8 protein-coding genes are annotated in these 9,783 nt (G+C 68.3%); 6 read left to right on the forward strand and 2 right to left on the reverse strand.

The window, feature by feature from the left end:
• Positions 1-24: 24 nt before the first annotated feature.
• Positions 25-1,200 (reverse strand): DNA polymerase III subunit beta, encoded by a 1,176-nt coding sequence (gene dnaN, locus ACFYWJ_RS05485; protein ID WP_355275345.1) that lies wholly within the window; start codon positions 1,198-1,200, stop codon positions 25-27.
• Positions 1,201-1,983: 783 nt separating this feature from the next.
• Positions 1,984-4,203 carry a chromosomal replication initiator protein DnaA gene (dnaA, locus tag ACFYWJ_RS05490; RefSeq protein WP_355275343.1) on the reverse strand — a complete coding sequence of 740 codons (2,220 nt, stop codon included), beginning with the start codon at positions 4,201-4,203 and terminating at the stop codon, positions 1,984-1,986.
• 653 nt (positions 4,204-4,856) lie between these two features.
• Between dnaA and rpmH the strand changes: the two genes are divergently transcribed.
• The 6 genes from rpmH to rsmG all read left to right on the forward strand — a co-directional run bounded on the left by rpmH (position 4,857) and on the right by rsmG (position 8,216).
• On the forward strand, positions 4,857-5,000 hold the full coding sequence (rpmH, locus tag ACFYWJ_RS05495; RefSeq protein ID WP_005516618.1) for a 50S ribosomal protein L34: 144 nt from the start codon (positions 4,857-4,859) through the stop codon (positions 4,998-5,000).
• A 22-nt stretch (positions 5,001-5,022) separates the two neighbouring features.
• Positions 5,023-5,442, forward strand: a complete 420-nt coding sequence (gene rnpA, locus ACFYWJ_RS05500) for a ribonuclease P protein component (protein WP_355275341.1) — start codon at positions 5,023-5,025, stop codon at positions 5,440-5,442.
• On the forward strand, positions 5,439-5,738 hold the full coding sequence (gene yidD, locus ACFYWJ_RS05505) for a membrane protein insertion efficiency factor YidD (RefSeq protein WP_355275339.1): 300 nt from the start codon (positions 5,439-5,441) through the stop codon (positions 5,736-5,738). Before rnpA ends, yidD begins: the two co-directional genes overlap by 4 nt.
• A 4-nt stretch (positions 5,739-5,742) precedes the next feature.
• Positions 5,743-6,819 (forward strand): membrane protein insertase YidC, encoded by a 1,077-nt coding sequence (gene yidC / locus ACFYWJ_RS05510; protein ID WP_355275337.1) that lies wholly within the window; start codon positions 5,743-5,745, stop codon positions 6,817-6,819.
• Positions 6,820-6,843: 24 nt separating this feature from the next.
• Positions 6,844-7,377: a protein jag gene (locus tag ACFYWJ_RS05515; protein ID WP_218722267.1), complete on the forward strand. Its 534-nt coding sequence runs from the start codon at positions 6,844-6,846 to the stop codon at positions 7,375-7,377.
• A 98-nt stretch (positions 7,378-7,475) separates the two neighbouring features.
• Positions 7,476-8,216, forward strand: a complete 741-nt coding sequence (gene rsmG / locus ACFYWJ_RS05520) for a 16S rRNA (guanine(527)-N(7))-methyltransferase RsmG (protein WP_355275335.1) — start codon at positions 7,476-7,478, stop codon at positions 8,214-8,216.
• Positions 8,217-9,783: the final 1,567 nt, after the last annotated feature.

A 9,783-nucleotide genomic window follows, 5' to 3' on the forward strand; every position in this document is an offset into this window, starting at 1 on the left:
GCCGGGTTACGCGGGCGGGCCGGCTCAGCCGGGCAGCCGGACCGGCATCAGCAGGTAGATGTACTGGCTCTCCAGCGCCGCGAACGCACCGGACTCGAGCACCTTGGGCTCCTCGTCGGAGGCGGGCAGCAGCACGGCGGGACGGCTCGGGGTGGTGAAACCGAAGGTGACCCGGTCCGCGTGCAGCGCCGACAGACCTTCGGTCAGGTAGCCGGGGTTGAAGGCGATGGTCAGCGGCTCACCGCGGAAGTCGGCCTCCAGCCATTCCTCGGCGCGGCCCGCGTCGTCCCCACCCGCCGACAGCAGCACGCCGTCGGTGGAGAACTCCAGGCGCACCTGGGCACCGCGCTCGGCCACCAGGGCGACGCGCTTGATCGCCTCGGACAGCGCCGCGACGGGCAGCGTGGCGATGGAGGTGTGCTCCTTGGGGAGCAACTGGCGGAACTTGGGGAATTCCGCGTCGAGCAGGCGGGTGGTGGTGCGCCTGCCCGCGTTGACGATGCCGAGCAGGCCGTCGGCCCCGCCGCCGGTGCCCAGCGAGAGCTGCACGGGCGCGTCGGTGGCGCCGAGGGTCTTGGCGGCCTCGGACAGCGTGCGCGCCGGGATGAGCACGGCGGTCTCGATGTCGGGGCGGGTGGGCTGCCACTGCAGGTGGCGCACGGCCAGGCGGAAGCGGTCGGTGGCGGCCAGCACCACGTCGTTGCCCTCGATCTCGACCCGGATGCCGGTGAGCATGGGGAGCGTGTCGTCGCGGCCCGCGGCGACGGCGACCTGGCCGACCGCCTCGGCGAAAACATCCACACCGAGCTCACCGGTCTGCTGCGGTACCTCGGGCAGCTGGGGATAGTCCTCGACCGGCATGGTCGGCAGGGAGAACTTGGCACTACCGCAGGCGATGAGCACGCGCGTGCCGTCGACGGAGACATCGACCGGCTTGTTGGACAGCGCCTTGGTGATATCGGCGAGCAGCCGGCCGGAGACCAGCACCTGACCGGGACCGGCGACCTCGGCGGCCACCCGCATCTGCGCGGAGACCTCGTAGTCGAAGCCGGAGACGGTCAGGCCGTTCTCATCGGCGACCAGCAGCACACCGCCCAGAACAGGCACGGGAGGACGGGAGGGCAGGCTGCGCGCCACCCAGGCCACCGACTCGGCGAAATCCTCTCGGGCGACCCGAAACTTCATGCTCGCAAGCTCCATCGCCCGATTTGTCCTCTCCGAGTTTCGAATCCGTGTGCGGGGTGTTCAGCGGAGTTGAGGTGCTGCGTCGGCCGCGCACTGAGTCTCGCACAACAAGCCGACAACCAAACGGTACCCGGGCATCGCGGGAAGTCCGCATCGACCCTCCCAGCCGATCGAGCCCTCCCTACCCGTCCCCTCTCCTCCTTGCCGCTTGTGAGTGGAGCACCGACCGAGCCGAGCCTCCCCGACCGACTTTCCACACACCCTGTTTTGAAGAGATCTCTTCAAGAAAGAGAACTGAAGTAGTAGTAGGCACTGTGGAATCTGTGGACTTCGACCGAATCCGCAGGTCAGAGCGCACGTCGGGATGGGGATGGCCGTGGGGTGTCTCGAGGATGAACCGAGGGCGTCTGTGGACTCCCGAAGTTGTCCCATTTCCATCCTCGAGTAGTCCTCGAGTTGTTCCACCGGATTCACCCTGTTGTTCACACGCGGGGGCAGGGTGGTGGCAACCAGGTGGATTCCTCGAGGACTCCACACGGATTCCTCGAGGAATCCACAGGGCCGATCCGCCGACGTCGCAGGTCGGAGGGACCGTGGAGGTGTGAGTGAATCCGGCTGTGGACGATGTGGACAACTTCCTGTGAGTGAACACCCCCAGCTCGCTCCCCAGCCCCTGTGCGCCAACCGGTGCACTACTCGAGGATTCCTCGAGGACTCCACAGGGATTCCTCGAGGAATCCACAGGGCAAAAAAGAACACCGCCCCAGGTCAGGGCGGTGTTCGAGGGTGTGGATGAAATCAGCGCGAGCGCTGTTTGATCCGGGCTGTGAGTTCTTGCACCTGGTCGTAGACGCGGCGGCGCTCGGTCATCTCCTTGCGCACTTTCTTCTCCGCGTACATCACCGTCGTGTGGTCGCGACCGAACGCCTGTCCGATCTTGGGCAGCGACAGATCGGTGAGCTCGCGGCACAGGTACATCGCGATCTGGCGGGCCTGCGCGAGCGGCCTGGCCTTGCCTGGCCCGGTCAGTTCCTCCAGCGTGGTGTTGAAGTACTCGGCGGTCACGGCCATGATCGTCGCCGCGTTGATCTCCAGCGCCGCGGTGTCGGGCATGAGATCGCGCAGCACGACCTCGGCCAGCGAGAGATCCAGCGGCTGGCCGTTGAGCGAGGCGAAGGCCGTCACCCGGATCAGCGCGCCCTCGAGCTCACGGATGTTGCGCTCCACCCGGCTGGCGATCAGCTCGAGCACGTCGTGCGGCACATCGAGCCGGTCCATCCGCGCCTTCTTGCGGAGGATCGCGATGCGGGTCTCCAGTTCGGGCGGCTGCACGTCGGTGATCAGGCCCCACTCGAAGCGGGTCCGCAGCCGCTCCTCCAGCGTCGCCAGCTGCTTGGGCGGGCGGTCGGAGGAGACGACGATCTGCTTGTTCGCGTTGTGCAGGGTGTTGAAGGTGTGGAAGAACTCCTCCTGGATGCCTTCCTTGCCCTCGATGAACTGGATGTCGTCGACCAGCAGGATGTCGGTCTCGCGGTAGCGCCGCTTGAACGCGACCTTGCGGTCGTCGCGCAGGCTGTTGATGAAGTCGTTGGTGAACTCCTCGGTGGAGACGTACTTCACCCGCATGCCGGGAAACAGCCGCTGCGCGTAGTGCCCGGCCGCGTGCAGCAGATGCGTCTTGCCCAGACCCGAGGCACCCCACACGAACAGCGGGTTGTAGGCCCGCGCCGGCGCTTCCGCGATGGCGACCGCGGCGGCGTGCGCGAACCGGTTGGACGCGCCGATGACGAACGTCTCGAACGTGTACTTGGCGTTCAGGCTCGCCGAGGACGACGCCTGCGGCGGGGCCTCGGGCGACTTGTTGAAGTACGTCGGCCAGTTGTTGCGGGCGTCGACCACCGGCTCGTCGTCGGCGGGCTCGGCACCGGGCGTCCCCGGGCGCAGCGGTTCCGGCGCGACCTCGGCGGGAGCTTCCTCGGCCCGCGCGGCGATCGGCTCCTCCGGCTGCGGGCCACGGCTCCGGCTCGGCGCGCGCTGCGGCGGCGGGTCCGGGGTGAACAGCGACTCCTGGCCCGGCGGGATGTGCTCACGCCGGGTCGGACCGGACTGCTCCCGCCGGGCGGGCGGCGCCGACTCGGCCTGCCGCTGCTCGGGACGGCCGCCGGGAAACTCCCCGCGTCCGCCGAACTCGCCGTTGGCGAAGTCGGGCACCCGATAGACCGCGGTCGGTTCGAAATCGGTGCCGGGAAACTCGGGGCGCTCGGGCTGGAACTCCGGGGCCTGGCCGTATTCCGGCGTCGGCGCGTAGTCCGCCTGCTGCGGGTACTCGGGCTGCTGCTGGTAGTCCGGCTGCGCGGAGTACTCCGGTTCGGGCTGCCGGTACTCCGGCTCGGCCTGGTACTCGCGATGACCGGCGTAGTCGGGCCGCTCGCCGCCGTACTCACCCGGCTGCGCGGGGTACTCGCGGCCGCCGTAGCTGTTGCCGTACTCCCCGGTGGGCGGATACTCCTGCCCACCCGGATAGTCGCCGCCGTACTCGCCGTTGCCCGCGGGGTACTCGCCCGCGCCGTAGCGGGGGCGGCCGTACTCACCGCGCGCGGCGTAGTCGGGAACACTGAAATCGGGGCCGGGGTAGCCGGTCGGCGGGCGCACCTGCTCGCGCGGGCGCTCCGGTCGGCTGGTCATCCTGGCGTGCCGGGGCGAGCTGCCCGCCCGCTCCCCCGCGGCCGGGCTCGGCGCGGCGATGCGCACACCCAATCCCTCGACCTGCGGACCGAGCCGGCGACCCAGCGAGCGCAGGATCGGCTCGCGCAGATCGCGCTCGATCGCCTCCTGCGCCAGCGAGGACGGAACCGACAGCAACGCGAAGCCCTGGGCGACGGTGAGCGGTTTGACCAGCTTCAGCCAGGCCTGCTGCGCGCGACTGACCGCGGGGATGGCGCCGTCGGCCGAGCCGGTGGTGAGCTCGGCAACCACCTCTGGCCATACTGTGGCCAGCACATTCTGCTCGTCGTCCATACAGCGTCCTCCCCGGACCGGTTTGTTGGGGCCCACGGCCGGGCGCACGCAGGTAACCACCTGTGAACAGGTGGAATCCAGTGATCCTGCGTACAACCGAAGCCGGTTCGAACGCCGTGCGGTCCCAGAATCCGGACTGCGGCGCGGGCACCGTCGGCCCTACGAATATGCCACTCCGGCCGTCTTTCCACACAATTATCCACAGATGTGGACAAACCTGGGGATAGAGGGAATCTGCCAGCGTGCGGCAGTGAATGGGGCTGGACCTGCGGTTCTTCAGCAATCCCCCGGCTACAGAGGTTAGCGGTAGCCGCCGCAGAAGGCCAGAGGTGTGGACGAACTCACGAAAAGTCGGCCGATGCGTCAGTGCTCCCCGGGCGTGTCGCCCCAGGTCGGCCCAGCACGAGGTGCCGCGCCGGGGTCCGGTAATCTGGACATCGTGCCTGGCGCACGTGCTTTGGGGGCCGAGTTTGACCCTGCGTAGCGGTATCAGTACCCTCGTACAGTCACCCCTTGGCGCGGTGGCGGCTGTGTGCTGCACGTCGATCGCCAAGGCTTTCTGCGTGTAGACCGCGGTCCGCTGCGCAGACATCCGAATCATTGAACAGACTTCGGGCGCCGAACGGTGCCCACCAACTCGAGGAGTGTTGACCGTGGCCAAGGGCAAGCGGACGTTCCAGCCGAACAACCGTCGTCGGGCGCGCGTGCACGGCTTCCGCCTCCGGATGCGCACCCGTGCGGGTCGCGCCATCGTTTCGGCGCGTCGCCGTAAGGGCCGTGCCGAACTGACTGCCTGATCGCGCGTAGTCGGACGCTCGGGTGTTGCCTGAGCCGTATCGGTTGCACCACCGTGCCGAATTCTCCCGCACGGTGCGCCGTGGTCAGCGAATCGGGAGGCGAGATCTCGTCGTACACGCGTTCACGCACACGTACGACGATGTCGCCGACGTCGATTCCCTGATCCGGGTAGGCGGTCCGCGGTTCGGGCTGATTGTGAGCAAGGCGGTGGGTAACGCGGTGGTTCGCCACCGGGTGGCCCGCCGCCTGCGTCATATGTGCGCCCAGATCGTCGACGAACTGCCGGCCGGTACCGATGTCGTGATCCGGGCGCTGCCCGGTGCGGCCACCGCCGACTCCGCCGAGTTGCTGCGCCAGCTGCGCACCGGACTACGCAAGCTCGGTTTGCGTGGGGCACCGGAGCCCGCGCTCGGTCGCACCCCGGCCGGTGAGCGGCGATGAGGACCCTCACCCGGCTACCCGCGAACACGCTGATCTTCCTGATCGAGCTGTACCGGACCTATGTCTCCCCCACCCGGATGCCGATCTGCCGGTTCACTCCCACCTGCAGTGAATACGCGGTGACCGCCCTGCGCACGCGCGGGCTGTTCGTCGGATCGGCACTGACGGTCGTGCGCCTCGCGAAATGCGCGCCCTGGCACCCTGGAGGGTGGGATCCCGTGCCAGAGCGCGGGTCGAATGCCTGCACAAAGTCATCGCCCGCGCTGATCGGCGATACGAACGACGGGAGTACCTAGAGCCGTGCTCGACATCATCTATTGGCCGGTATCCGCGATTCTGTGGTTCTGGCACAAAGCCTTCGGCTTCGTGTTCGGAGCCGACAGCGGGCTCGCCTGGAGCCTCGCCATCGTCTTCCTGGTCTTCACGCTGCGGCTCGTGCTCTACAAGCCGTTCGTGAAGCAGGTGCGCACCACCAAGCAGATGCAGGAGCTGCAGCCCCAGATCAAGGAGCTGCAGAAGAAGTACAAGAACGACCGCGAGACCATGGCGCGGGAGATGCAGAAGCTGCAGAAGGAACACGGCTTCAACCCGCTGATGGGCTGTCTGCCGGTGCTCGTGCAGGTGCCCGTGTTCCTCGGTCTCTTCCACGTGCTCCGTTCGTTCAACCGCACCGGCCACGGCTTCGGTCAGCTGGGGATGTCCGCGTACGACAACGCGCACACCCCGAACTACATCTTCTCCGCCGCCGACGTCCAGTCGTTCCTGAGCGCCCGCATCTTCGGTGCGCCGATCGCGTCGTTCATCACGATGCCGCAGAGCGAGCTGGAAGCCTTCGCCGAGTGGGGCGGCACCCCGACCAAGCTCACCATCGCCCTCGTCGCGATCCCGCTGATGGTGATCGCCGGTCTGGCGACGCACTTCAACGCCCGCGCCTCCGTCGAGCGCCAGACGCCGGAAGCCGCCGCGAACCCGCAGGCCGCGATCATGAACAAGCTGTCGCTGTGGGTCTTCCCGCTCGGCGTGCTCGTCGGTGGCCCCTTCCTGATGATCGGCATCCTGATCTACTGGGTGGCGAACAACATCTGGACCTACGGTCAGCAGCACCTGGTGTTCGGCCGCATGGAGAAGGAAGAGGAAGAGAAGAAGGCGAAGAAGCTGGAGCAGCGGGCGCAGAACGCGCCGAAGCCCGGCGCCAAGCCGGTCGACGTCCGCAAGCGTCCGCAGGACGCCGCAGCCGACGAGTCGTCGACCAACGGCACCGCCTCGACCAACGGCACCGCCAAGCAGACCGCCAAGCAGGGTGGCGGCCAGCGCAGGCCGGGCGGCCAGAAGCGGCCGGGTAACCGCGGCCGCGCGAACCAGAAGCGTAAGCGCTGAGTGGCGATCGGATAGAGGAATCCAATGACTGTTGAGACCGAGACCGACGGAGGGGACGCCACTGTGGCGACGACTGTTGACGTCGTGAACGACGCCGAAGAAGCGTTGATCGAAGAGGGCGAGATCGCGGGCGACTACCTCGAGCAGCTGCTGGACGTGCTCGACTTCGACGGCGATATCGACCTCGATGTCGAGGGTGACCGCGCCGTCGTGAGCATCGATGGTGGCCGCGATCTGACCAAGCTCGTCGGACGCAATGGCGAAGTTCTCGACGCGCTGCAGGAGCTGACCCGCCTGGCGGTGCAGCAGGCGACCGGCGTCCGCAGCCGCCTGATGCTCGATGTGGCCGGCTGGCGCGCGCAGCGCCGCACCGATCTGAGCGAGCTCGGTGTCGCCGCGGCGAAGCGGGTGCTCGAGTCGGGCAAGCCCGAGGCGCTGTCGGCGATGACCCCGTTCGAGCGCAAGATCGTCCACGACGCCGTCGCCGACATCGACGGCGTGGCGAGCGAGAGCGAAGGTGTCGAGCCGAATCGTCATGTGGTGGTAGTGCCCGAGTAGGCTGATTCCGCCGCGACCACGTTTGGTGTGATAGGGCCTCCGGTCTCGGACCGGGGGCCTTATTCATGCCCTATTGCGATCGACCACCACTCGGAAGGATGTTTCACGTGGAACTCGAACTGGGTGCGCTGTCCGCCGAGCTGGAACCGCCCGCCGCTGCCGCGCGGGTGTTCGGCGACCGCCTGGACCTCGCCCGCCGCTACTGCGCGGCACTGGCCACCGCCGGCGTGGAGCGCGGCCTCATCGGCCCGCGCGAAGTCCCCCGCCTCTGGGAGCGCCACATCCTCAACTGCGCCGTGGTCGGCGAGCTGATCGAAGAGGGCGCATCCGTCGTCGATGTCGGCAGCGGCGCCGGACTCCCCGGCATCCCCTTGGCCATCGCCCGGCCGGACCTCCGCATCACCCTCGTCGAGCCGCTGCTTCGGCGCACCGTGTTTCTGGGTGAGTTCACCGAAGAGGTCGGGCTCGAGAACGTCACCGTGGTTCGTGGGCGCGCCGAGCAGTCCGGCGTCATCAAGGAAGCCGGCGGCGCGGACGTCGTCACCTCACGCGCGGTCGCGCCGCTCGCGAAGCTCGCGCACTGGTCCCTCCCCCTCCTCCGCGACCACGGCCGGATGCTCGCACTCAAGGGCACGAGCGCTGCCGAGGAACTCGAGCGTGACGGTGCCGAACTGATCCGCGACGGCGCCACCGATCTCCGAGTGGTCGGGTGCGGCGCCGGCATCGTGGAGGTGCCAACTCTGGTGATCAGCGCCGAACTGCTCCCCCGCGCCGAGCGCCCGACCCGTCGGGGTGGGCGAAAAGTCGCGGGTGCGGAGAAGAAGTCGCGGAAGCGGTAATGCACGTTTCGTAACGTGACGAAAATGGCCGTGGGTCATTGCCCGGGGTCGAATCTGGTCGAAATTCGATGATTGCGACGGCGTGCCGCAAACCGCCCATGCTGAACTGTTTCACGTGGAACACGGCGGTGCGTGATTCTGGCGTTCGAGCCTAGGTCATCGGCGGACCATCATGGCATCTCAGCCAGCTCGGCGAGTCGGTCTGCCCGGGTAGTCATCCATCGGACTACTTCGGCTGGATCGTCTCAGTGATAGATCCGTTCACGCGACAAATCCCGCTCGGGGCTTCTCGGTACAGGTGGGCGTAGTTCGGCGACGCGGACGGCTGGGTGGTGGCAATGACGCAGCGGCACGGACGGCTCAGCGCAGCTAGGTGTGGCGTGGCGACGCGGACGGCTCGATGTTGGCAATGGCGCGGCGCCGCAGACGGCTCGGCGCAGCGGGGCGGACGGCTCGGCGCAGCGGGGCCCGGCGGCGTGAGCGGCTCGGCTCGGTGGGGTGGACGGCTCGGCACAGCGGGGTGCGGCGGTAATCGCTGCTCGGGATCGGATGGTGAATCGTCTCCCGGCCTAGCGGTCGGGTGCGGTCGCGCATCGATCCTCCCGTTTCCGGAGCAGACGGGGTGCGATCGGCCGACTGCAAGATCGCGGGAGTCCGTCGATCACGGGGCGCCCGTGAAGAACGTCGCGAAGTCGAGGGCGGCGAGCCAATCCGTGCGGTCCGGGAGCGACGGGCGAGATCAGCCGAGGGGAAGTTCATGAGGCGGAGTCCGTCGATCGCGGGGTGACCATGATGCGCGTCGGCAAGTTCGAGGACGGTGATCTACTCCCCCGCCACCCGGCAATGGTCGATCTGGAAGTCGCCATGGACGATCGTCGCCGACGGACCACACGACCCGCGGTCGGCCACGCGGACTGTAGTTGACCGAGGAGTCGAGCAGTAGGTGGGCGCAGTCCCCAGTATTGCGGTCAGCCGGTCGACCAGCCAGGTGGTGACGGCGCGCAGCTCGTCGCTCTGGCGCGGACAGTTGGCTCACCGCTTCACCGTGGGCCGCTGGCTTGGTGCTCCGGCGTGTACGGCTGGCTCGGCGCTCTGGCGTGTACGGGTGGCTCGTGCTCTGGCGTGTACGGGTGGCTCGGCGCTCTGGCGTGTACGGGTGGCTCGTGCTCTGGCGTGTACGGGTGGCTTGCCGCTTCGCCGCGAACGGGTGGCTTGTCGCTCCGCCGCGGCGACAGGGTCGGCGCTCTGGCGTGGGCGGCTGGCTTGCCGCTTCGCCGTGGCGGGTGGCTCGCTGCTCTGGCGGGGATGGCTGACTCGTCGCTCAGCCGCGAACGGGTGGCTCGCCGCTCCGCCGCGGCGACAGGGTCGGCGCTCTGGCGTGGACGGCTGGCTCGCCGTTCCGGCGTGGACGGCTGGCTCGCCGTTCCGGCGTGGACGGGTGACTTGCCGTTCCGGCGTGGACGGGTGACTTGCCGTTCCGGCGTGGACGGGTGACTTGCCGTTCCGGCGTGGACGGGTGACTTGCCGTTCCGGCGTGGACGGGTGACTTGCCGTTCCGGCGTGGACG

Origin of the sequence: Nocardia sp. NPDC003269, from assembly GCF_042888005.1 — a bacterium.
GTDB lineage: Bacteria > Actinomycetota > Actinomycetes > Mycobacteriales > Mycobacteriaceae > Nocardia.

Coding starts and splice junctions, on each gene's coding strand:
- dnaN (WP_355275345.1), bottom strand. CDS start 1,200: ATGGAGCTTGCGAGCATGAAGTTTCGGGTCGCCCGAGAGGATTTCGCC.
- dnaA (WP_355275343.1), bottom strand. CDS start 4,203: ATGGACGACGAGCAGAATGTGCTGGCCACAGTATGGCCAGAGGTGGTT.
- yidD (WP_355275339.1), top strand. CDS start 5,439: ATGAGGACCCTCACCCGGCTACCCGCGAACACGCTGATCTTCCTGATC.
- ACFYWJ_RS05515 (WP_218722267.1), top strand. CDS start 6,844: ATGACTGTTGAGACCGAGACCGACGGAGGGGACGCCACTGTGGCGACG.
- rsmG (WP_355275335.1), top strand. CDS start 7,476: ATGTTTCACGTGGAACTCGAACTGGGTGCGCTGTCCGCCGAGCTGGAA.